The sequence below is a fragment of the Oceaniferula marina genome (assembly GCF_013391475.1).
Taxonomy (GTDB): Bacteria; Verrucomicrobiota; Verrucomicrobiia; order Verrucomicrobiales; family Akkermansiaceae; genus Oceaniferula; species Oceaniferula marina.
Genome location: NZ_JACBAZ010000002.1, coordinates 845,556 through 870,734, shown reverse-complemented (window position 1 = coordinate 870,734; position 25,179 = coordinate 845,556). Strand labels below are relative to the sequence as shown.

Here is a 25,179-nt window from a genome sequence, read left to right as displayed (position 1 = left end):
CGATACCAACATCCTATGCGCATCCTATCCGCATCCTATCCGCACCCTATCCGTAGGGCGCTGACACAATGCGTGCGTGTGACTTCAACGAGCCCATCTTCGACCTTGCTCTCAACAAGTGCCTGACTAGACTCTCAGGCCATGCTCAAACGCCTCCACTATTTCATCTGCAGCACTCTGCTTCTCAGTGCCCAGCTCACACTGGCTCAGGAAACCACAACCCGGGTCTACATCGCCAGCGGCCAGGACGGGATCTACAGCTGCGAACTCAATCAAAGCGAAGGAACCCTCACACCTCCGATCCTGAGAAGCAAACTCACGGGTGCCGGATTTCTAGCGTGGCACCCTCGGCAAAACCGCCTCTATGCAACGGCCACACTCGATCCGGCAAAAAAAAAGCAGGGCCAATCTGGAGGAGTGATCGCATTCGCCCCCCAAGCCGACGGCTCACTCACTGAACTCAACCGCCAATCCACCATGGGTCGTGGACTCTGCCACATCAGCACCGATACCTCGGGTAACATGCTCATGGGTGCAGACTACGGTGGAGGGCGAGTCGTTTCCTTTCAAATGCAGAGCGACGGCCAACTCGGCCGCTTGACCTCCATTCATCAGCACAAAGGCTCAGGCAGTCATCCGAAACGCCAGACCCGTGCCCATGCGCACTCGATCTACCCGGGGCCAGAGAACCGTTACGCCTACGCCGCTGACCTCGGGATCGATCAGGTAATCCACTATGAAATGACACCGAAAGCGGGAACCCTCAAGCGCATTGCCGATACCAAACTTCCGTCCGGGTCCGGACCACGCCATATGAAGTTCGGCAAAAATGGAAACATGCTCTATGTCCTCAATGAACTCAACACCTCGGTTTCGGTTTTTAAAAGAATCAAGGCCACCGGAAAACTAGAAGCACGTCAGTCGCTGAGCATGTTTGCCGATGGGACCGACAACACAGACATGACATCCTCGGAAATCCAGATTTCTCCAGACGGCCGCTTCCTCTATTGTGCGACACGTGACCTCAGCCAACAACAACGCGATGCCATCAGCGTGTTCGAAGTCCAAAAAGACGGCCTACTCAAACGTATTCAGACCATCCACCCGGGCGTTTGGTTCCCACGCCACATCCAGCTCGCCCCCTCAGGAACGTTCCTTCTCGTAGCCGGACAACGAGGCAATGAAGTATCGATCATGAAAATCGATCAAGGCAAAGGCACACTCAAGGAAGCGCACCAACGCATCCCGCTCCCCACCCCGATGTGCATCTCATTCCAACCTTGAATAGGCCGAACTCATTCAAAGTAGGACGGATTTTCAATCTGTCGACAAACTTGGCAAAGAACCTAACATGCACAACTCATTCCCCGACCGGCCGACAGGTTAAAATCTGTCTTACCACATCCGCCAACACAGCGGAAAAATTACCGGGAAACAGCAGCTTTGCATTTCACACACAACCTACCGTCACCTTGGTCCACAGATAAAATAGATCCCATCGCATCCCGCATATTGCATTCAGGTTCAGGGCAATGCGGCAAACCAAAGGTGTGCCCGATCTCATGCGTTGCCACTCGAACCAAACGCTCGCGAAAGCGCGCCTCATCAGCGCCTCTGGCCCGCAAGCGATACGTCGATACCACACAAGGGCTTCCCCCCATACGACCGAGCCCCAAAATCCCCCAGTCCTGATGCTCCCCCTTACTTGTTGAAATATCCTTATGGGTCAAACCAATGATCTTGTCATACTGAAATCCAGCCACACCCTCCAGATACGCCAACAACTTTTCTGCGCGATAGCGCGACCGCGGTGGATAGTAAGCAGCTTGAGGCAATGGCTTCACAGCCAGAACCTTCACCACAACAGCGTAGTCGCTTTTGATCTGCTTGACGACGAGCTTCGTCAACTCAGAATCAAAACCTGCAAATGGCAATACCGCCACAACGGGCAGTTCCGACTTTCCCTTAACAAGCTGATCTTTACCGGATCCAGCACCATGGCTCTGAGCCATCAGCGGCGGCAACAAAGCCAACACAAACAACACCGCCCTGGCTATCAAGCTAAACATAATGAAACCTATACCCTCATAGAGGGTAGCTGTCGAGATCCCAACAGAACTAAAACATCTCCAACTGGGAATCCTCTTTTTCATCCACCAAGCGGACGCCCACGCCAAACAAGCGGACTGACTTTCCTTTGCCTCTGGCCCACGCATCGGCCAAGAGAGCAGTCAAGACTCCCTCATCAAGGTCCGGGTTCGCTCGCTCCGCGGTCGTGCGTGAAAAATCTGAAAACTTCAATTTGACCACCAGAGCCCGAATCTTACGATTTCGGTAGCGTCTCTGCAAACTTTGCCGAATTTCTTCCATCATTTGTTTCATCCACGGAAGCAAGTCATCCACCCGATTGACATCTTCAGGAAAGGTGTGCTCTTTACTGATCGACTTCCGAGTGCGTCTCGGTTTGACCTCCCTCTCATCCCTACCGCGACAAAGATCATACAATTCCAAGCCCCACCTGCCAAACCGACGAGACATCTCAATTTTGTCCAAACCCTGTAAATCACCACAACTTTCCACACCGAGAGCGTGAAGCTTTTCCTGCATGCGCTTCCCTACCCCCCATAGCTTGGCCACGGGTAAGCTCTGCATAAACTCATCAATCTGATTTACTTGAATCTCATACTGGCCGTTCGGTTTATTCCAGTCACTCGCGATCTTTGCGAGCATCTTATTGGGTGCAATCCCGGCCGAGGCCGTCAATCCGGTCTCTTCAAAGATTTGAGCCCTGATTTCTTTTGCAATCGCCGAGCCCCTACTCTTCCAGTGGCTGACATCCAAATACGCTTCATCCAATGACAGAGGTTCAATCAACTCAGTAAACCGGCCAAAGATCGCCCGTATCCTCGCCGATTCCGATTGGTAGAGTTCAAAACGAACCGGCAAAATAACCAGCTGTGGGCAGAGCTTCAGAGCTTTAAACCCAGGCATCGCCGAGCGGCACCCAAACTTCCGGGCCTCATAGTTCGCCGTGCAAATCACTCCACGGGGGCTACCGCCCCCTACGGCAACTGGCTTACCACGCAACGACGGATCTTCACGCTCCTCAATCGCAGCGTAAAAACAATCCATATCGATGTGAATGCACTTCTCCATCCGCAGAAAAACATGCAACAGCCTCGCACGAGCGTAAAGCCGATTTGATGGCCACCTTTTGGCAAGAGTGCCCCTAGACCGATCCTCCTCTATGACAGGTTGAGGGGACCCGCATCTGCATTTCTTTCGCGCTCAGCCATAATCAGCAAGACCGAAACACTCGCCTTCTTTCACATGAAAAGCCCAACTCTCAGCTAGTTTCAAACGGTCAATGAAACATTGTTTACCGAAAACAATTGACGCAACACACCCTAACACACTACCTATCAATAATCGATTAGATCTAACCTCCACAATCATGAAAACCTATATTACCCATGCTACAGCCGATGTCCCTGACACACGCGACCTCATCTATCAACCTTCACTCAAACAACTGTCCGGAGAAATAACAACACCGGAGAATCTCCACATTCGAAACCAGGGAAAAGAAGGAGCCTGCACCGGCTTCGCTCTCACAGCCGTCATCGACTTCCTGAACCAAAAACGCAAATCCGATCTGCGGGTCAGTGCGAGGATGGTTTACGAAATGGCGAAAAAAAATGATGAATGGCCGGGTGAAGACTACGACGGCTCCAGTTTGCGAGGTGCCATCAAAGGTTGGAAAAACATGGGCGTGTGCAGTGAAGACCATTGGCCATACCTCGTAAACGGAGGTATCGACTACCTGAGCATTGATGCGGCTAAAAATGCCCGCCACAACACCATCGGTGCCTACTACCGTCTCAAACCTGACATTGCACACTTCCACAGCGCAATCAACGAATCTGGCATCATCGCCGTTTCCGCCCGGGTTCACCGTGGCTGGCAATCGCCAAAGAACGGAGTGATTGAACGAAACCCCATCATAAGCGGCGGGCATGCCTTTGCCATTGTTGGATACAATGATCGTGGATTTATCATTCAAAACTCATGGGGAAAACAATGGGGGGATCAAGGTACGGCCCTCTGGTTATACGAGGACTGGATTGACACCCTCATGGATGCATGGGTGGTCAGCCTGGCCCTTCCTACCCCTCAAATCTTTGGCCTGGAAGCCCATGCATATAAAGGATACCAAGAAACCAACGCTCCCGCTTCCACATTAACTAAAACAGTCAACCGTGCCGAAATCGCTGGACATTTTGTTCATATCGATGATGGCCAGTACCACGACAAAGGACGTTATTGGAGCAATGCCGCCGATGTCGAGCAAACCGCCCAACACGTAGCTAACAGCAGTGATTATGATCATGTGCTCTTTTATTTCCACGGCGGACTCAACTCACCCAAAGCTTCTGCGCGACGTATCCGTGCGATGAAGGATGGATTCAAACGCAACCGCGTCTATCCATTCCACATCATGTATGACACCGGACTGATGGAAGAAATCAAGGACCTCATCCTACGCAAAGGCAAAACCTCCACAGAACGGGTCGGAGGTTTCTCAGACTGGACCGACCGCTTTCTGGAAGGACTACTACGCCGCCCGGGAACCATGGTCTGGGATGAAATGAAGCAAGGTGCCCAATCTGCCTTCACCTCCAAAGGCGATGGACTGGACAGCCTGAACCGCTTCATCAAACACCTCGGAAAAGCATCTCCCGGCAAAAAGAAAAAAATTCACCTTTGCGGTCACAGCACGGGAGCCATCGTCATCGCCCACCTTCTGCGGGCACTGCAGAATAAAAACATCGAAATCGCCACCTGCTCATTACTGGCCCCAGCGGCATCGCTCAAACTCTTCCACTCCCACTACCTACCGATCTATCAAAAGAAACGAAAACTTAAACTCAACAGCCTTGAGCTCTATCTACTACGAAACCATCTCGAGGAGGACGACCATGTTGCAGGCATCTATCGAAAATCGCTGCTTTATCTGGTTAGCAATTCCTTCGAACACGACGGCAGGGAGACTCCCATCGTCGGCATGGAGAATTTCGTCAAGGAGATCAAGTCCTCAGGTGGACTACCCAAAATCCACTACTCCAATGGCAATAGCGGCAGCACAACACGCAGCCGATCCCACGGTGGTTTCGATAACGATACCCGCACCATGAACCACGTGCTGAAATCCATTCTCGGCCACAGCGTCAAGTTGCCATTCAAAACAGACGATCTCGATTTTTAGACATTGCCCCCATTTGCTGAAAAATAAATCACCCGGAGTCACCGCTTACAACGGTGACCCTGATCCCCCCTCCTTAGATCGTTTCGATCTCCGGCCACCCCCCCGGACCACCATGGCTCACCATAACGACAGTTCTAGCGGCCTTCTTTTGCCCAATCTTCTGATCATCATCATGGTCAGTTGGGGGATCATCTCGTCCAGCGAGCCATTGAATACGTCCCGCCCGGATCGTGGCTTACACGCTAACAATCATACCCACATCTCAGCCCGTGCATGGGAAGACCCCTTGACAGCGCTGGAGCACTTCCTCGATAAAAACGACCGTGCACATACGTTTTTTTCCTCGCATAACGAAAACGATGCGCCAAGGGTTGACGGCAAACCCATTGCCTCCATTCAACAAACAATCGCTGAATGGAATCAGACCATGACCCCCACCCTTGGCTTGATCATCACGGTGCCTGATGGATTTTCTGCCAAAAACACCGAGCGCAGACGCAGGTTACGCTACTCAGCACTGGCAGCGATCTCGGAATCTGCGAGCTATATTCCGGAGCAAGGCAGTCAACTGCATTGTAGCTATTACGACACCAGCGAGACAAGATGGGCCATCCCCTATGAAATCATTAATGCCACCCATACCGTCTGGGAGTGGAGGTCTCGCAAATTTAACAGCGTGATGATCCTCTATGTCAACGAAGGCTACTTAGAGGAATCGGCTTATCATCAACTGAGGACCTTTGTTGATAAGATGACACTGGCAGCGGAATCGTGCACGAAGCACGAAAGCAGTAAACCATCGCCACCTCCAAAGTTCGCCATTATCGGCCCCACATCATCCGGTCAATACGACAACATCGTGAGTGACGCCACATTTCACGATATCAAACGTCAAATAGAACCAGATGAACCGCCATTCAAAACCGCCGTAACGATGTATGCGTCCATGCCAACGCGGTCGACCAATCAAACCAGAAGCTATGTGCAACGCAGGATTTATGACGAATTCCACAACACGCCACAGATCCGGCAATCATTTATGGCAGCCATCCAGCGACAAGGGCTGGCCACTGAAAAAACCAATCTCTGGAACGGCATCCGTAACTATTGGTCGTCTCTTAGCAAACATCGCTACGATTTGAATTTTGCCGACTCATTTCTGATCAAACGTCTATCCGGAGATGATTTTTCAATCTGCTCAGCCTTGGTCGCTGAACTCAAAAACCGCGGAATCGATCCCAGCTCGCCGGAATCTCCGGTGCTACTCATCACGGAATACGACACCCTGTATGGAAAATCCCTTCCCCAATCGTTTCGTCAGGCCGCATGGTCAGAAACACTCGGCCAGGACAAACGTAACCAGGTAGACATCAAGCACGAACAACAAATCCGAACCATCACTTACCTCAACGGTCTGGACGGTCAGACCAATCACAACTCGCATAGTGGAACAACAGATAAAAACACCGACCTGTCAGAAATCCCTTGGGGAAACTCCCAATACGACTACGTCCGGCGCCTGGTTTCACGCATCAGGGACTTGGAAACAGCCCAAGGGAAACGCTTTGCGGCCATTGGAGTGTTAGGAAGCGACGTCTACGATAAGCTTCTCTTGCTCAGAGCCCTTCGTAAACCTTTCACCCATGCTCAGTTCTTCACTACAGACATGGACGCAACTCTGCTCTCACCCAAGGAGCGCAAGTACACGAACAACCTAATCGTCGCCAGCCCCTACGGTCTGAGTTTACGAAACGCCCTTCAGCATACGATTCCCCCATTTCGAGATACCTATCAAACAGCAACGTATCTGGCGACCTTGGAAGCCATTCATTATTTCAGCATGGTCAGGCATGGCGAACGCATCAAGCTGCCACCTGATGGCGAAGAACGAAGAAGAGTGCCACTACCGGCTGAAAGAAATGTTGTTCGCGTCTATGAACTGGGTAGGCAGGCCCCCCGGTTACTCTCGTGGTATCAAGTCGATGACGTCAGTGGTGAAGGTGCTCCCATCGCATCTGATCCCAATGATACGGGGCTCGTTGCCTTCCCAGGTTGGGAAGAAAACAGCGCAGAAAAAGAACTGAAGGCCCAGCATGCCATTCCCTTTTTCATTTTCATGTATGCTTTTTTCTGCATTCTCATTATTTCGCTAGGCAAACGAGGGATCAAAAACCACCCTCAGATAGAGATTTCGAGACTATCCGGAAAAACGTCCTACATTTGGACCCGAGCAGCGCTAGCTTCTCTCTTTGGCTCGTTCGTCCTCCTAACCACACTCTTTTATTTCATTCACTCACTCAGTGGCAACGCGAGCGAAGAGCCCTTTGCCCTGTGGGCCGGAATCAGCATCTGGCCCAGCGCCGTGATTATGGCGATGACCAGCACCCTCTGCGTATACTGTGTATGGAAAAGCTGGTTTGACATCCAATCAGCGCAGCTCAGATGCGAATCGCAGTTTCTCTCATTATTCGAAAACCCGACTCCCGTTGATCACAAAGTTGAAGCAAGGCCGAGATTCCACCAGCTGCAGATACTTTTCAGGAGCGCCCTTGTCTGGTTTCCCTTTATGATCAGCTCCGGTAAATCAGCAAAGGAAGATAACCTTCCCACCCTCTGGCACAGATTCCTTATCACGGGAAGCCAGTCGCAACGACTTCTCCGGTCCTTTGCCTTTACCCTCATCCTGGCAGCGTTCTACATGGCTATGACCACCTACTGGAATAGCCCAATCAACCCCGCAAGGGGAAGTGGCAGCCGCATCTGTTTTGAATGGGTGCGCATTTCGTCCTGGCTCTGCCAGTTGTTTCTTTTGTGTTATGTTCTGGATGCCCATCTCCTCAGTCTCCGTATTCTACAACATATCAAACAGTGGCTGCGTGGATACAACTCCCCATACATTACATCTGAAAAATCGACACAACCCAAGCTCACATCCAACCATCACCCTTACGCAGCCGAAGCCAATAACGATCCAGGAGTATGGGAATCCCAACTTGCGCAGATAGCGACGGCACAGGTCAGAGCAACATGCCCGACCGTCTACTACCCCTTCATCGCCATTTTTCTTCTCATCACATCCCGCAACGCCATCTTTGATCATTTTGATTGGCCACTATCACTCACCTTGGTTCTCGCTTTTGCCATCGTCATTCTGGTGATGATTTCTATCATGTTACAACACAAATCCTCATCGATACTAAGCATTGCACGATACAGGGTCACCCTCGCCCTGCTCAACGATCAATGCAAGGAAGCGCCACTGCAAAAAGCCTCAAAAATACTCGAAACATCCAAAGAGCGAACCTCCCTCGGCATTATCAACAATCCCTTGTTCAAAGCCATCCTCCTCCCGCTCGGAGGTACTGGCATCTTCCAACTTATCGAAATCATCGCCCCCTCTATCAAAGGCTGAATACGAGACTACTTCCCACGAAACTTGCGCGGCGTTGTCTGTAGATGTTTACGAAAAATAGAGGTCATGTACTCCTGGCAATTAAAGCCGGACCGCTCGGCTACTTCAGCAAGTGAGAGCTGGGTATGAGCTAACAAATCACGTGAAATGCGTAGCTTCTCCGATAAGATCACCTCGCCCACGGTCCGGTTAAACCGCTGACGAAAACGCCTCTGTAACACACTGCGGGAAAGACCTGCAGCCGAGGCCACTTCATCCAAAGCCACCCCCATCGCTGCGTGCTCACGAATATAATTCAACCCCTTCACCAGCGCCTCATCATCAACGACCATAAAACCACTGGACAAGCGTTGGTGCAATGTATGCTGGCGAACTTCAATGGTACGTTTCTCCATCGATTCCCCCCGCATCAATCGTTCGAGAAGTTCTACCGCCCGGTAACCGACGCGTGAGTGGTTAGGTTCAACGCTACTCAACCTCGGGCGACATAGGTTGCAAAAGGGTTGATCATTATCCACGCCAACCACACTCATATGCTCGGGAATGGATAATTGCAGTTGATGACAGGCCTCAAACACAATCGGAGCAAACTGATCACTGGCAACCATCAAAGCACTGGGAGTGCGAAGACTCGCCAACCAATCCTTCACCCAACCTAAATTGTCATTCACCGGTTTGGGGTCCGACTGATTAATCAAACACATTCGCACCGGGTACCCCTGTGCTTCAACCACTTCACTAAACCCTTGCTGCCGCTCCATCGACCAGCGTTCGTCCTCAAGTCCGATAAAACCAAAGTTCCGGTAACCACTTTCCAAAAAGTGTCGCGCCACGGTGCGACCAATTGCCCGGTCGTCACACTTGACCAATGGCAAGGGCGATTCTGCGACATTTCCAAGTACGTCCACCGTAGGAACCCCCTTCGAAAGAATCATATCCAACAACTCCTTATTCGCAATCCGTGCAATCATGCCATCACCCTCCCACTGCATGATTGCCGACGGCGTCAAGGCTCCAAGGGGGCCGGAGTGCTGAAACGCAGACCAATTGCCGCGTTCATCCAAAAACCGGGACACCCCGATCACGATCTGCCGCCCGGACGCCAGTGAAGTTTCGGAAAGAATGGCAATGCGCTTCATCTCTAGTGACCTGATTCCTAAATATCACACGAAGATATTACCAGAACGAAATCACGGAGACCGTTGATTTTACAAGGATCGATTTTCAAAAACGACCAGCACAGGGAGAATCAGGACATTGCACGCATCTTCTGGACCTTGGCGTAGTCTTCTTCGCTCAAGCAGCATGGATCGGCAGCCACCCAGTGGTCTTTATCGATTTCCACCAATGACAAATCCATACCAACGGTTTCTTCATAGCGCGGGTGTTGGATTCGGTGTCCAAAGGCCGAACCGGCAGGAGGGTCAATCGGTGACGGGATCTCGCCCTCCAGGTGCACACGTTGATTTGCCTTCTCGGGATCAGGTTCAGGAATCGCCGAAATCAAAGCCTTGGTGTAGGCATGTTTCGGGTCTTTATAAATCACATCGGCATCTGCCAATTCAACAATTTTTCCAAGGTACATGACGGCCACCCGATCCGAGATATGTTTTACCACCGCCAGATCATGGGCGATAAACAGGTAAGCGAGGTTCATTTCCTCCTGCAGCTCCAACAGCAAATTGAGCACCTGACTCTGAACCGACACGTCCAGAGCTGAAACAGGTTCATCAAGAACCATCAATTCAGGGTTTAAGGCCAAGGCTCTGGCAATCCCGATCCGCTGACGCTGACCACCGGAAAATTCAAAGGAAAACCGCTGGGCTGCACTCTTAGGCATCCCCACGCGATCCAGCAAACCTTCCACCATATCCTTGCGCGTTGCCTTGGTTCCAATCCCCTGAACCTCCAAGGGCTCGGCAATAATTTGCCCCACCGACATCCGCGAATTCAACGACTCCGCAGGGTCCTGAAACACCATCTGCATGTTCCTTCGTATCGGACGCAACTGGGACTGGGACATCCGTGTGATGTCCAGACCTTGGAAACGAATCGACCCGGCGGTCGGCATCGTTAGACGCACAATACTTTTTCCCAAAGTCGATTTACCACACCCCGACTCTCCAACCAGTCCCAGGGTTTCCCCGCGACCGACATGAAACGAAACGCCATCCACAGCCTTCACCGCAGCCACCTGACGCGAAAACACCCCCCCCTTGACAGGAAAGTGCATCTTCAAATCTTGTATTTCTAATATCGGATCACTCATGACGCTGATAGGCTGGAGACATCGACACATTCAGGGCACGCTTCCACCCAATGGTCTTCAAATATTTCAACAAAAGGAGCCCGGGTTTTGAGCGTGTCACCGCTGCGCTCCATGCGCTGGCAAAACCGACACCCGGGGACAAAATCACTGATCGCTGCCACCTGACCTTCGATGGTATTGAGCCTCGACTTGCGTGGCGTCTCCAAGGTGGGAATCGCCTGCAGCAAGCCTCGTGTGTAGGCATGTTGGGGAGAAGAAAACAAAGTCTGAACGGGAGCTCGCTCCACCACCCGACCGGCATACATCACAACCACTTCATCGCAGTGACCGGCAATCACTCCCAAGTCGTGAGTGATCAAAATCGTAGACATCCCCATCTCGGCCTGAAGGTCAGCCATCAACTCAAGAATCTGCGACTGCACCGTAACATCCAGAGCCGTCGTTGGTTCATCCGCAATCAATAAATCCGGCTTACACGCCAGCGCGATGGCAATCACAACCCGCTGCCGCATTCCACCCGATAGTTGGTGCGGGTATTCCATCACCCGTTCTTCCGGAGCGGGAATCCCCACCTTCTCCAACAGAGCTACCGATTCCTTCAAGGCTTCGCGCTTATTCATTCCACGGTGCAAGATCAACGACTCACTAATCTGCTTACCAATCCGGTGTACCGGATTGAGAGCCGTCATGGGCTCTTGGAAAATCACACCGATTTCGCCGCCTCGAACCTGGTGCATACGCTTGTCACTCGTCCGAGTCAGATCTTCACCTTTAAATAACACCTCACCTCCTAACACATGCCCCATCGGCTTGGGTAACAAACCGACAATAGACATTGAGGTAACACTCTTACCACAGCCGGATTCACCAACAATCCCGACGGTCTTTCCTTTGGGAACCCGGAAGGAAACACCATCCACCGCTCGCACCCAATCACCGTCCTCCATCCGGAAAGCCGTGATCAGATCTTTTACTTCCAACACATTCTCACTCATTGCTCATTCCTCCTTCCTCACGGGCTTCTTCTGATTTTTCCTGCGTCACAGGAATTCCATCCTTAAAATCATCGATCACCACTTGCACTTCCGGGAACGTTTTCCCAAGCCGCTTTGCTTTGAGCGTTTCCTGTTTGATTTCCTCATCAATCCAATAACAGTAGCTTTCCAGAGGACTGTAAACAATGGGAACACAGAAAGGGGTGTCCTCGGTGTCCGGCCAACGCAACCAACGCCAGGAGCCAACCCGGACAAAGTTCGTCACCCACGCAGGTGAAAACAGGGCTTCGTCATGGATCAATTGCTGGGCTTTCCACGAGTTCTCCTTCACTTCCTCAACCGTTCTTGCGTAACGCACACCCTTACAGTATTTGTCCATGACAGGGTTGGAGTAGCAGTTAATGTTATTGGTCTGCGGCTTTGGTTCACCATTCGAATCGAAGGCATTTTTTGAGAAAAACGACTGATAATAACGAGGAAATGGTGGGTTGGTCCCCCAGGCCCAGATGCACATATCGTGCTCTTTTTTCATCACCTTCTTGTAATACACCGTCGATTCCAAACCATCGGCACGAATATCGAGCCCTGCCTTTTTTGCCTCTTCCTTGAGCACGGCAACGAGCCGCGGGTAATAAGCGACATTCGGATAACTCAGATTTACAGCCAGGCGTTCGCCGCTGGGTTTACGCAAGATACCATCGCTTCCCTCCTGAGTATATCCGGCCTTGGCAAAATGTTCACGCGCGCGGATCACTGAAAACTGCCGGGCTCGCACGTTCGGGTTGGTGATTTCGCCAAAGCCCACACTGAACTGCTGCAAGCGCGCATAATCTCCCCTGAAAATCACATCAATACACTTCTGCCAGTTCAGGGAAAAATCCACCCCTTTGCGTAAATCCAGGTTTTGGAAAATCGGGCGGGCGACATTCATGTATGCTCCACGCGGGCTACGCGGAAATTGGTTATAAAATTGATACCGTTCGATGTAGCCATCAAACACGGGGTCGATCTCCGACTTTTCATACCAGAAATTGGGGCGGGTCAAACCAAACACATCAAGCTGGCCGGCCCGAAACAATTCAAAGGCTTTGGATTCATCCCGGATCACAGTGAAAACCATTTTGTCAGGGTTAAAGCGATTACGGTAGTATTGTTTATCCTTTGCCCACCAATCCTTGTCACGGGTCAAGGTGATCGAAACCCCTTTCACCACATCCTTGTCCTTAACATAGTAAGCTCCGGTGTGAGGAGCCACCTTCCACTGATAACGATCCACAAAGTCGGGGCCATAATCTTTGAAAAAATGTGAGGGGGCCGGTGCCATCGCGCCATAGTATGGCATCAACGGTTTTTGCTCGGGCAAGGTCACTGATAAATATTTTTCCCCATAACTGGCGACCTGGGCAAACTGCTCACGATAGTATTGTTTCTGAAACGGGGCGGAAACGTAATCAGACACCCGAATGTAAATCGAGACCATGTAATCTTTGACCGGAATCTTGTGGCCATCGTTGTAGCGGGCATCCGGGTCCAGCTCATAATAAACCGTATGACCGTCCTCACTCACCGCCCAGCGCTTGGCCGTGCCGGGAATGATCCTGGAGGTAATCGGATGGAGTCCGATCAACGCCACTTCCAGGTTATCGTAAATCTCCGAGCGAAACGAGTTGTTCGCTTCCTTGCCAAACTGACGAACCGTTGCCGGGAATTCGGAAATGTAAAAATGAAAACTTCCCCCCTTGCGCGCACGCGAGTCTCCAATTTCAGGTTGTCCCGAGCCATCTTCCCACTGCAAGCCCTCCGGTAGGTCCGTTTCTTTTTTAAAGGCAAAATAATCACCAACCGATTGGCGATACTCAATGCGGGCCAATTCACGGCGGGCATCAGCAAGTGAATCCTTCAGTTCTGCCAGCTTCCGCTCATCGGCGCCAGCCTGCTCCTCACTCAGGGAATCAATTTCCTTCTTCACCCGGTGCCGCTCGCCAGCCAGCCAATTCTTGATATAGGCGTTGTATTTCGGAACAAACTCATCAAACCCAAAGGTCCGTTCCACCTCTTCCTGCTCTTCGCCACAGGAGCTCAACAAACACAGGCTGATCAGGGCCGCACCCGCTTGCCAAAGGTATTTCCATCGCTTGCTCATTATTTGTAATAGGTGAATTTTTTGGGGTCAAAGGCTTCCCTTACCGCCTCACCAACAAAGGTGATCAAGATCAACAGGGAAACCAAACAAAGGAATGCCGAGCTCACCAACCAGGGAGCGGAAAGCGTACTCAAACCATCCTTCAGCAAAATCCCCCAGGTAGCATACTTTGGCGGCAGTCCAAAACCCAGGTAATCCAACGACGTCAGCGCCATAATCAATCCCGAAACCGAAAAGGGAACCAAGGTCACCAGGATCGCCACCGCATTGGGTAAAATATGTTTGAAAATAATGCGCGGAGTCGAGCACCCGATCACTCGGCTCGCCGCCACATAATCACGCTGCTTCTCTTTCAAGGCCGCCGTCCGCATCAGATAGGTCATCCCCATCCAACTGAATAAGATCAAAATCAGCAAGATCACCCCCAGCCCCGATTTCTCTTTGATCTGCACCGGAACCGAGGAGCTCACAATGATGATCACAAACAAAAACTGAATGTTGGAAAAAATCTCAATCAACCGCTGAACAAACAAATCAAAGACCCCACCGAAAAAGCCCATCAAGAGCCCAACGGTAATCCCGATCAGATAGATACAGGGGATATAAAACAAGGCCGCTTTGAAGTTCACCTGTAGCCCCCCGTAAAGATACGCCAAGACATCATACCCCTGGGGCGTGGTCCCCAAGACATGACCCATCTTGAAACTTGGCGGCGACGGAGCATAATAAATAATACTCAACTCCGAACTCTCAGCATCCAAAAACTCCTCCTTGCTGCCCTCACCACTCCAACTCTCAGACTGCAACTCACCCTGACGGTAATTGGCACCGTAAATTCGGTTATTCTCCCGGTCCCAACCATCGGCAGCCCCCTCCTTGAGCCCCTTGCGGTAGCGGAACCGTAGATGCATCCGGCCGGGTTCATTCAAATCATAAATCCGGGCTGCGAGACCATTGTATGGTTTACTGGAGCTCGGATGATACAGCAGGCCATCATCTCGCACTTCCAATGCCATGGTTGGGACCGTCACCGTGTCTTGGGTCGGAGCGTAAGGCACCAGAGGCATCAACACCCAGTCGTCCCCTCCCTTTGCCTCAAAATGCTGCTTCAATCGACGGAAGTTTGCCGGCGACTCACCGGCCTCCCCCTCCAAGCCAAAATCCTTGCCCTTGAACTGGCTCTGGACCAAGGCCGGACTATGCCACTTCCCATCATACTTCACCAACAAGGCATCATTTCCAACCAGCAAGTGGTCAAGGGACGCAATCACCCCAAGGACAATGATGGTGAGAAATGCCCGGTACCCTCGCTTGATCGAACGAAAGCGATCAATCCGGCGCTGTGTGATCGGTGTGAATTGAAAATCACGGGGAAAACGAATCAGCAGAGTTAGTCCCATCACCACACTCAGCAACACACACACCCAGCCAAACCAGGGAATGATTCGCGCATCCGCCATGGTTCCCAGATTCCAATGCAACCAGGCAATCTCCCTACTGGTTTCAAACCCCCAGCGCAGTGTCGGCAACTTAAGCCCACACAACTCCCCGACAGCCGACGCCAAGGCGCCCACTATAAAAATCCATCCGATTTTTCGAAACATGCTGATTAGTGAAATTTGATGCGAGGGTCGACCATCGCGACAATGAAATCCGACAAAATATTACCCAGAACCATCAGGAATGCTGAAATGGTCAGGGTTCCCATGATCACGTAATTATCCCGATTCGTAATCGCCTGATACTGCAACAAGCCAAACCCCTGAATATCAAAAACCTGTTCCACGAGCATGCTCCCGCCGACAAACATCGTAATCAGGCCACCCAGGCTGGTCGCAATCGGAATAAACGAGTTACGGAAGGCATGTTTGAATACCGCCGAGCGGAAACTCACCCCCTTGGCCACCGCCGTGCGCACGTAGTCCGCAGCCAGATTGTCCATCAGGTTGTTTTTCATCATCATCGTCGTGTAGGCAAAGCCCCCGATAATATAACAACTCAAGGGGAGAACCGTGTGATGCGCCAGATCCTTGACCTTCTCGAAAAAACTCAAATCCTCAACACCGGGGCTCATCAGACCAAACAAGGGAAACCATCCGAGCCGAGCACCCAGATACACCAAAAGTAGCGCCCCCAATGCAAAACCAGGGATCGAGTAGCCAACAAAAATCATCACCGAACTCGCGTTATCCAGGAAGGTCCGGTGCTTGATCGCCTTGACGATCCCCAACGGGATACAAATACCGTAAATGATAATCGTCGATAAAAGACCGAAATACACCGCAATCGGAATGCGGGCTAAAATCATGTCCGACACCTTGTCCTGATACGTCGAAGAGCGCCCGAGATCCCCTTGCACCAGCCCGGCAAAGCGGGTTTTGAACACCACCGCACGTGCGGTTTTTTCCGGGGCCGATCCCACATCCTTGAAGTTTCTTCGCGCCCAGCGCTCTGCCCGATCCTTCGGGCTGTCCACCCGCACACTCCAGCCGGATTCGGAAACCTTTTTGCCGTTATCGAGAAAATAAGCATCCTCCAAGGCGTTGCGGTCCACCTTAACCTGACGACCCGACCCCTTGAGCACCACCAGCGTTTCATTCTCGGGGTCTTCAATGACGGCGGCGCCAATGGTATCCTCTCCGCCTTCCTTAAAATCGGCCTTACTGATCTGACGCTCACGCGGAGCCAGGCCTAACCACTGAAAATACGCCACCACCACTGGTTTGTCATACCCGTATTCCTCCTCCAATTCTTCGAGTTGCTCATCGCTCAGCCCCCCTTGCTCCTTGTCTCCGCTTGAGCCCTTCGAGTTTTCATCCACCTGACTGGCCTGCTGCATCGCCCGCTCCATCGGGCTTCCCGGCATAAAACGGGTCAGGGTAAACACAATCAAGGTCACTCCAAACAAGGTGATCGGAATCAATAGGAATCTCCTGATAAAGTACGCTTTCATGGTGGTTTCCCCACCATCTGTGGGAATATGACGAGGGTTCTAGGGCACAAAAATTCACATAGCAAGCACCCAATCCACGAAAAATGATCCCCTCATGAGAATAATAATTCCTTTTGCCGTTTACTCATTTTGAGCAGCCTCTTCAGCACGGGCTTCAGCCAAGCGGTAGAGCTTCTTAAATGCCAAGAGACCAATCGGAGTCAGCGCCGCCGTTCCACCGACCCACCACCAAATCATCTGATGATCCGGGTAGTAGCCGTAGATGCCATCGACACCGAATTCCGGTGAATACTCAGTCAGCAGCATACCTGCCATCGGCCCGACAATAAACTTCGCCCCGAAGTAAGGAAGGTAGGAGAGAGAAATATACGACCCCTCACGCCCGGGAGGGGCAATCTCCGCGGTGAACTGCATCAGGCGCGGCGACCAGATTGCCTCACCAATCGTAAACACAATGACAAAAAGCACCATCGACAAATAATAGGGATCCCGGTTACCCACCGGAACCTCCAGCCAACGTTCATACACCACTATCCCAAACCAGGTGTCGGCCAAGCCGGCAAACACCTCGGGAGGAAGCACCACAAAAACCACCGAAGCCACCGAAACAATCGTGCCGACCAAAAGCAGCCAGTAAGAACGAACCTTTCGGGTCAAATACGCAACCACCGGCACAAGAAACACAATCAGCAAGGGGTTCAACACCCCGAACACATTCCCCACCAAAGACCCCTGCCCGAAATAGCGGATACCATAACTCGGCCAGGTAATGTGGAAATGAAAGAAGGTCAGGCGCGCAAAGACCGTGATCCCGATCAACAAGATAAACACCCAGAAGGCCCGCTGGACAAAATTGTCGCCAAATAATTTAACCGAACCAACCACTCCGCTCCGCAAGGAAGATACGCTCCGTTGCCACATCGAACCCTCAGCACCGTCCGCCTCATATCCTCGCTCCTTCTTGTCGGGAAACTTCACACCGTGCTCAGTCATCTCCACACCGTCGCGCATCCACAGGATTGCCAGCAAGTCGGGAAGGTTGATGAAAAATCCAATGCCAAACAACACCTGCCAGGTCGACAAGGTGTCGCCGAGGAAATCAACACTCCCCATTTCCCCCATACGAATGCGCACCACATCGAAAATTTTCGCCCCGACCGCCCAGCCGACATTCATCAGCGTGTAAAACAAACCAAAGCCCAAAGCGGCCCCCTCGATCGTGGTGAAGCGTTTGATACCCACCGACAGCACGGGCCCGGTGATCGCGACTCCAATCCCCAAGGGAATAAAACCAAGCAGAGTCACCACCCAAAGGTTATCGGAGAATGGCATCACCACCCGGCTGATCAAAAGCAGGACACTACCAATCAGCAGGGTTTTTTTCACCCCGATGGTATCGCAAATGGCACCCACCACCATGGTAACGGCCGTCACAACGGTCGACCAAGTACTGTAATAGGTTCCGGCACCAAGGTCACCAAGCCCCAGGTCCTCACGCAGGTAGAACATAAAGGTCAACTGCGCGGCACCATAAGCGCTGTACTCGGTAAGCTTGGTGAAAAACAAAATATACAACTCGCGAGGTGATCCCCAGAGCCCTTTGACATAGGAAACGATGATATACAGAAAGCCAAGCAGCAGGGCCAAAACAAAAACGGCTAATACCATATCCAAGGTGTCGCCCCGTCCACCGATCACTCGGCTGAAAAATGAATCCGTTGACTGAAAATCCAACACCTTGAGACCGTCCGCCGTTTCCAGAAGTGCCACATAGAATGGCAAGGAAGCTCCTCCTTCAACATTGAGCACCCCGTTTAATTTATAACCACCTTCGATTGCGGTTTCCTCCCCCCATTCAATCTTCCCATCCTTGAGAAAACCTCCCTTTACCATATCCGCATGAAACGCCTCCGCATCCCGCTCTGCTTGCATGAGCTTGCTTCCGGAATTCCAAGCTTCCTGTTGTTTGCCGGATTTTAATTGTTGTATAAAATGCTCAACAAAGCTCACACCTCCAAGTTCACGCACCTTGGGCCGCTCGATGTCACTGATCAGGCGTTTACCATCACGTTCTTGAAACGAAATTTTCACCGCTCGGCTACGAGGTTCCCAGTTCTTCACATTCGGGTTACGCTTGTCATCCACGGTGATAATCCCCCAGAGCACGGCACTCGGCTCGGGCTTTTTCTTTGCATCCTTGTCTGACTTCATGGGCTTGTCAGCCTGAGGACGAATCCAGCGAATCGATTGGACGGGAACCACCCCTCGCATGCGCAAATCGTGAATATACTGGCCGGCCTTTTCCTTATCACCCAACTGATGGCGTAGCCCTTTCTGATCATCATCGCCCTCTTTATCCAGCTCGGCGTTACAGGTCATCCCGATGATGCTATCCGGCAAAACGGTATCTTCTGGCACCGGCTTGCTGGAAAGATGCGAACTTAACCCTCCAAGGAATGTCTCCGCCACCTTCTCAAGCTCAATCTCCCGCCCCTCGGTCTGTTTTTTTTCAGCGCTATCAGGTTCGGCTGCAAGCTCAGGCTCGACAGGAATCTCCTTTTCCACTCCCTTTTCCATTCCCTTTTCGGGAACCTCAACCTCCTCAGCGGCCGGATCAGGGGCCCCGGATTCCTGACTCCGAGTCTGACTTACGGCAAACAATGCCCCAAAAATCAACAACAGAGTCAAGGTGTATCGAAATCGGCGTGTGTGACGGATCAGATCAACAAGTTGTTTCATGCTCGACCCATTCCACATGAATCATGCCGGCAAACAAGGTTCAATTTCCCATCATGTCCCAATACGAAAAAAAAGACTCCACATTCCAGCCAAATCAGACACGCTCACGGGGATGCTTCGGCACCTCATGTCATCACTCGCCACCCTCTGCCTGATCAGTGCCACCGCCCTGATCTGCAGCTCCTGCGACCAACGCAACCGCATCGAAAAATCCAACAGCCGCCAAATCCTGATCGTCTCCAACAGTGCCGAGCCCGCAGGACTCGACCCCCAAACTGTCTCCGGAGTCCCAGAAAACAACATTATGCGAGCCCTCTTCGAAGGCCTCTGCCTCGAACACCCGGAACACGACGGCCAATCACTCCCCGGAGCGGCAGCCAGCTGGTCATCCAATGCCGATGCCACCGTCTGGACCTTCCAACTCCAACCCGACGGCCACTGGTCAGATGGCGTCCCTCTGACCACCGATGACTTTCTCTTTGCCTACCACCGGTCACTCCACCCGGAATTCGCCGGCAAATCCGCATCCATGCTCTACTTCATCCAAGGGGCCGAGGCCTTCAATAAAGGCGAAGAAAAAAGATTCTCCCAGGTCGGCGTCAAAGCGCTGGATTCCCACACCCTGGAAATCACCACTCACAGCCCCACCCCCTTCCTGCCAGAGCTCACCAAACACTTCGCTTGGTTTCCGGTTCCCAAACACGTCATCCTCGCCCACGGCGACATGACCACCCCCTACAGCCGCTGGACCGACCCCGGAAACCTCGTCTCCAACGGCCCCTTCCAGCTCAGCGAGTGGAAATTCAATTACTACATCGAAGTCCGAAAAAACCCACACTACTGGGACCGGCAACAGGTTTCCCTCAAAGGCATCCGCTTCCTCCCGATCACCAACACCTACACCGAAGCCCGGATGTTCTACGACCAACAACTGCATGCAACCTACGGGCTGGCACCGGAAATGATCGACTACTCAGCACAGCACCATCCCAAAGCCCTGCACCAGGAACCCTATCTCGGAACCGCCTTCATCCGCTGTAACATGGACACCCCGGCCCTAGCCGACCTGCGTGTCCGCCGGGCACTGGCCTGCGCTATCGATCAACAAGCCATCATCGACAACATCGCCAAGGGCAAACAACAACCAGCCCATGGATTCACCCCTGATTTTGGAAGCTACCAAAGCCCCAAAGTGATCCGCTTCGACCCGCAAAAAGCACGGCAACTTCTCGCCGATGCGGGCTTCCCCAACGGAAAAGGCTTTCCCAAACTCAACTTACTGACCGCTGATCGCGACCTCGCCAAGCGCCTCAGTGAAGCCTATCAGGATATGTGGAAAAAACATCTCGGTATCCAAGTCGGCATCCAACAACAAGAGTGGAAAACCTACCTTGTCTCGCGTCGCAAACGCAACTACGACCTCTGCGTGAGCTCCTGGGTCGGCGACTACCCGGATCCCAGCACCTTTCTCAACATCTGGACCCAAGCCAGCAGCGACAACCATACCGGCTGGCACCATCCCGAGTTTGAGTCCCTGCTCGCGCGCGCAGCACGCGACACCAACACCGAGAACCGAAACCGCACGCTGGCCCAAGCCGAAACTATTCTACTCGAACAAGCCCCCATCCTCCCTGTCTATCACCTCACGACCAACTATCTGCTCCACCCCTCTGTGCAAGGCTGGCACCCCCTCATCCTCAACAACCACCCATACAAGTTCCTCAAACTCACTAATCACTAATCACTAATCACTAATCACAAATCACAAATCACTAATCACTAATCACCAATCACAAATCACCAATCACAACCCACCCATTCCCATCAAAACCATTTTCCATCGCCTCGGCCAAGGTCTGATCATTCTTCTCTGTCTGATCACGCTGACCTTTTTTCTGGTCCGCATGATGCCCGGTGATCCACTCACCGATGAAAAGTCGCTACCTCAGCATACCATCGAAAAAAACCGCGCCTACTACCGACTCGATCAGCCGGTCCCCATTCAGTATCTCCACTACTTGAAAAACCTGAGCCGTGGCGATTTCGGAGAATCCATGTCCAAAGTCGGCCGACCGGTCATCGACATCATCCGCCACTCCTTTCCCGTTTCACTCACCCTCGGGGTCTCGGCCATGGCCATCGCCCTCGGCATCGGGATCCCGGCCGGTATTCTGTCCGCTCTCAAGAAAAACTCGCTCTTGGATTACGGCACCATGGCTGCCGCCATGTTCGGTATCAGCATCCCCTCCTTTGTCATCGGCCCGCTACTCGCCATCGGTATCGCCAGCCACTCCAACACCTTGAAAGTCGCCGGCTGGGGCGACCCCTTCGACTGGCTCCTGCCCGCCATCACCCTGGGGCTCGCCACCGCAGCCTACATCGCCCGGATTACCCGAGGTGGAATGCTCGAAGTCATCAATCAAGACTACATTCGAACCGCCCGAGCCAAAGGTCTTTCCCCAACCCGAATCGTCATCAAACACGCCCTGCGCGGAGGAATCATCCCTGCCGTCGCCTACGTCGGCCCCGCCTTCGCTATGCTCATCAGCGGATCCTTCATCGTCGAAACCATCTTCCAGGTCCCCGGACTCGGCCAGCACTTCATCAATGCCACCACCGCCCGCGACTACAACCTGCTTCAGGGAGTGGTTCTGCTCTTTGGAATCTTAATCGTCCTCGCCAATCTCGCCGCCGACCTGGCACTGGTCGCGCTGAACCCGAGACTGAGAAACTCATAATCCCCCAGGACACCCACGACCGATGGAAAAGACAGACACTTACGCCGGCCAATCACTCTGGCAAGACGCATGGCTTCGTCTCAAAAAAAACCACATGGCTGTGGTCAGTGCCTCCTTCCTCCTGCTCATCTTTCTGCTCTGTTTCATTGCCCCCATCCTCTTCACCTTCCAGGACCCAAACGCTCAGGAACTCTCCAACACCTTCGCACCTCCCGGCAAGAACCACCTGCTCGGCACCGACCAATCCGGCCGCGACCTACTCGCCAGATTGATCTTCGGCGGACAAATCTCCCTGCTCGTCGGCTTCATCGCCACCGCAGTCTCCCTGGTCATCGGTGTCGCATGGGGCGGCATCTCAGGATACGCCGGCGGCCGCACCGACACCCTGATGATGCGTACTGTCGATGTCCTTTACGGTCTCCCGTTTCTCATGCTGGTCATCCTCTTCTCCTTGCTCATCTCCGAACACAGCAAGGGCCTGGCTACCATCATGGTTGCCGACTGGGGGGTCGATCCCGAAACGGCCAAAAAGACCACCAACCTGGTTCCACTCTTCATCGCCATCGGAGCGCTCGGCTGGCTCACCATGGCTCGCATGGCCCGAGCCCAGGTCATCTCGATCAAAAACCTGGAATACATCGAAGCGGCTCGTTCCTTAGGACTCTCCCACTCCCGCATCCTGCTCCGCCATATTCTGCCCAACATGATTGGCCCGATCATCGTCTACACCACCTTGACGGTTCCGGGGTTCATCCTCTACGAGGCCTCGCTCTCTTACCTTGGCTTAGGCGTCGAGGCCCCCAACAGTTCATGGGGCATTCTACTCAAAGACGGTGCCAACTACCTCGAAACCCACCCCCGCTTACTGATCATCCCCAGTATTCTTTTCTCACTCACCCTCTTTGCCCTCAACTTCCTCGGTGATGGCCTGCGTGATGCGCTCGACCCCAAAGCGGCAAAAGATTAATGGTAATATCAATGAGGAAAAGTAACTGATCATATTTTCGAGCTGATTTTGTTTTTCATCAAGGAATGACGAAGGAGTGGTGCGTAGAGACCCATTCAGCAACAAATTAACTGGCACCTTCATCAAAGCGACTGAAGGGCAAAATGTTGTTCTATCCACGGCTGATTGAGACCAATCAGCCCTACCCACAACCGTATACCAGTCTGTAAAAGGTTACACCTACCCGACACCCACGGACCTCTGACGCATTTTTAACAACCTCGAACCTGATAACTGATAACTGATAACTGATAACCGATAACTGATAACCGATAACCGACAACTCCGATAACCGATAACCGACAACTCAAACATCACATCTCCCTACGGCCCTGCATCGCGCGCATCAGGGTGAGTTCATCCGCATGATCAAGTCCTCCCCCCGCAGGTAAACCCTGGGCAATCCTGGAAACCTGGCATGGCTTGGATGCGAGTAACTCCGCAAGGTAGTTCGCAGTCGCTTCTCCTTCGACATCGGCACCCAAGGCGAGAATCACCTCCACGCCAGGTTGGGCATCAATTCTACGCAGTAAAGGAGCAATCCGTAAGTCATCCGGGGTCACATGGTCCAAAGGTGAGAGCTTACCTCCCAAACAATGGTAATAACCGCCAAAGACCGACGCTCGCTCCATCGGCAACACATCCGTTGCCTGCTCGACAACACACAGCAAGGAGGCATCTCGCCCCGAATCACTACACACAGGGCAACCTTCGTCGGTGGCAAAAAATCCACATTCGGGACAGGATGTCACTCGTTGCTTGGCTTGGCAAAGCACCTCGGCCAACTCCAGCGAATTCGATCGATCATGCTGCAAGAGCCACACCGCCACCCGCTCGGCTGACCGGGGGCCAATCCCAGGCAAGCGCTTCAGTTCGGAAATCAGCTCAACCACCGGTTGGGGAAATCCAGCCCTACCCATTCGCTCCTCCTTTCACAGCCTGACGATCCAAATCCCGGGGACGGTATTTAGCCAAGGCATCCTTCTCGTTTACCCTATCGGGATGCTTTCCATCCCCCGGTTTTTTATTCTTTTTCACCTCAAGGTGCTCTTGAAAAACCTCAGACTCATCAACTTTCTCCACCGCCATGGCAGCTTGCACGGAGGGAATATCCGAGCATTCACTCTGGGCAAGCTCAGGTGTCGTGACTACTTTCTCACTGGCATCCGCAGGAGCTTGTGTCGGAGTCTTGTAAGCGGAACTCACTTCCAGAATCGATTGGGGAACGACCGCTGCATGCGCCGCATCACAAGGCATCACATGGTGCCGCACATACATCATACTGCAAAACCAGGTCCAAAAAACACCCACGGCTGGTAAAAAGGGAGAAAAATACACCTCCCACACCGCCATGGTAGGCACCATGGATAGAACCAGAATCAACATCGTCACCCCTAACAAAACCCTCCTCCAGGTTCCGTGACTATCCAAAACGAAAAAGGCCAATGCATAACAACACGCAGCTGTAATCAGTATCTGCATCCAGAGCGGCCACTGCGAGGGAGCTTGACCATGAAAAACCGGAGACATCAAGGCGTCCAACAACTTCCGGTCGCCAGCCTTGAACAAGCCTACCAGCTCCATCGCGACCGCCAACCACACACCGACACTACCATAGAGCAAGCACGGGCCATCAACCCGGCTCACCTGTGAATGTG

General features: G+C 52.5%; 17 protein-coding genes. 6 read left to right on the top strand and 11 right to left on the bottom strand.

What is annotated here, in order from left to right:
• Window positions 1-141 precede the first annotated feature (141 nt).
• Window positions 142-1,284, top strand: a complete 1,143-nt coding sequence (locus HW115_RS07895; protein ID WP_178932041.1) for a lactonase family protein — start codon at window positions 142-144, stop codon at window positions 1,282-1,284.
• Window positions 1,285-1,424: 140 nt separating this feature from the next.
• Here the strand turns inward: HW115_RS07895 and HW115_RS07890 are convergent, their stop codons facing one another.
• Together HW115_RS07890 and dinB are read right to left on the bottom strand one after the other, a co-directional pair.
• Window positions 1,425-2,069, bottom strand: a complete 645-nt coding sequence (locus HW115_RS07890; protein WP_178932040.1) for a hypothetical protein — start codon at window positions 2,067-2,069, stop codon at window positions 1,425-1,427.
• Between the two features lie 49 nt (window positions 2,070-2,118).
• Complete coding sequence (gene dinB / locus HW115_RS07885; RefSeq protein ID WP_178932039.1) at window positions 2,119-3,156, bottom strand: DNA polymerase IV; 1,038 nt, start codon at window positions 3,154-3,156, stop codon at window positions 2,119-2,121.
• A 298-nt stretch (window positions 3,157-3,454) separates the two neighbouring features.
• Here dinB and HW115_RS07880 point away from each other — a divergent pair, with 298 nt between their 5' ends.
• Window positions 3,455-5,266, top strand: a complete 1,812-nt coding sequence (locus HW115_RS07880; protein ID WP_178932038.1) for a C1 family peptidase — start codon at window positions 3,455-3,457, stop codon at window positions 5,264-5,266.
• Window positions 5,267-5,378: 112 nt separating this feature from the next.
• A complete protein-coding gene (locus HW115_RS07875) occupies window positions 5,379-8,678 on the top strand; it encodes a hypothetical protein (RefSeq protein WP_178932037.1) in 3,300 nt (1,099 codons plus the stop codon).
• Between the two features lie 8 nt (window positions 8,679-8,686).
• Here HW115_RS07875 and HW115_RS07870 read toward each other — a convergent pair whose 3' ends face one another.
• The 7 genes from HW115_RS07870 to HW115_RS07840 all read right to left on the bottom strand — a co-directional run bounded on the left by HW115_RS07870 (window position 8,687) and on the right by HW115_RS07840 (window position 19,777).
• The gene (locus tag HW115_RS07870; RefSeq protein WP_178932036.1) at window positions 8,687-9,817 is read right to left on the bottom strand and encodes a XylR family transcriptional regulator; all 1,131 of its coding nucleotides are present in this window, start codon (window positions 9,815-9,817) and stop codon (window positions 8,687-8,689) included.
• Window positions 9,818-9,927: 110 nt separating this feature from the next.
• Window positions 9,928-10,947 (bottom strand): ABC transporter ATP-binding protein, encoded by a 1,020-nt coding sequence (locus HW115_RS07865; protein WP_178932035.1) that lies wholly within the window; start codon window positions 10,945-10,947, stop codon window positions 9,928-9,930.
• Entirely contained in the window at window positions 10,944-11,942 is a 999-nt protein-coding gene (locus HW115_RS07860; RefSeq protein ID WP_178932034.1) for an ABC transporter ATP-binding protein, read from the bottom strand. Before HW115_RS07860 ends, HW115_RS07865 begins: the two co-directional genes overlap by 4 nt.
• Window positions 11,935-14,085, bottom strand: a complete 2,151-nt coding sequence (locus tag HW115_RS07855) for an ABC transporter substrate-binding protein (protein ID WP_178932033.1) — start codon at window positions 14,083-14,085, stop codon at window positions 11,935-11,937. The genes HW115_RS07860 and HW115_RS07855 overlap by 8 nt, the downstream gene beginning before the upstream one ends.
• The gene (locus HW115_RS07850) at window positions 14,085-15,689 is read right to left on the bottom strand and encodes an ABC transporter permease subunit (protein WP_178932032.1); all 1,605 of its coding nucleotides are present in this window, start codon (window positions 15,687-15,689) and stop codon (window positions 14,085-14,087) included. The genes HW115_RS07855 and HW115_RS07850 overlap by 1 nt, the downstream gene beginning before the upstream one ends.
• A 5-nt stretch (window positions 15,690-15,694) precedes the next feature.
• Window positions 15,695-17,038 (bottom strand): ABC transporter permease, encoded by a 1,344-nt coding sequence (locus tag HW115_RS07845; protein ID WP_178932031.1) that lies wholly within the window; start codon window positions 17,036-17,038, stop codon window positions 15,695-15,697.
• A gap of 120 nt (window positions 17,039-17,158) precedes the next feature.
• Window positions 17,159-19,777 (bottom strand): MFS transporter, encoded by a 2,619-nt coding sequence (locus tag HW115_RS07840; protein ID WP_178932030.1) that lies wholly within the window; start codon window positions 19,775-19,777, stop codon window positions 17,159-17,161.
• On the opposite strand from HW115_RS07840, the gene HW115_RS07835 reads away from it, so the two are divergent.
• The 3 genes from HW115_RS07835 to HW115_RS07825 are packed head-to-tail and all read left to right on the top strand — an operon-like array spanning window position 19,776 to window position 23,482.
• Window positions 19,776-21,518: a peptide ABC transporter substrate-binding protein gene (locus HW115_RS07835; RefSeq protein ID WP_227021344.1), complete on the top strand. Its 1,743-nt coding sequence runs from the start codon at window positions 19,776-19,778 to the stop codon at window positions 21,516-21,518. The genes HW115_RS07840 and HW115_RS07835 overlap by 2 nt on opposite strands.
• Before the next feature lie 34 nt (window positions 21,519-21,552).
• Complete coding sequence (locus tag HW115_RS20055) at window positions 21,553-22,515, top strand: ABC transporter permease (protein ID WP_319609285.1); 963 nt, start codon at window positions 21,553-21,555, stop codon at window positions 22,513-22,515.
• Window positions 22,516-22,537: 22 nt separating this feature from the next.
• Complete coding sequence (locus tag HW115_RS07825) at window positions 22,538-23,482, top strand: ABC transporter permease (protein ID WP_178932027.1); 945 nt, start codon at window positions 22,538-22,540, stop codon at window positions 23,480-23,482.
• 353 nt (window positions 23,483-23,835) lie between these two features.
• Here the strand turns inward: HW115_RS07825 and recR are convergent, their stop codons facing one another.
• Both recR and HW115_RS07815 read right to left on the bottom strand, forming a co-directional pair.
• The gene (gene recR, locus HW115_RS07820) at window positions 23,836-24,414 is read right to left on the bottom strand and encodes a recombination mediator RecR (RefSeq protein ID WP_319609283.1); all 579 of its coding nucleotides are present in this window, start codon (window positions 24,412-24,414) and stop codon (window positions 23,836-23,838) included.
• Window positions 24,415-24,433: 19 nt separating this feature from the next.
• Window positions 24,434-25,168, bottom strand: coding sequence for a hypothetical protein (locus tag HW115_RS07815; protein WP_227021343.1), 735 nt, complete (start codon window positions 25,166-25,168; stop codon window positions 24,434-24,436).
• Between the last annotated feature and the right edge of the window lie 11 nt (window positions 25,169-25,179).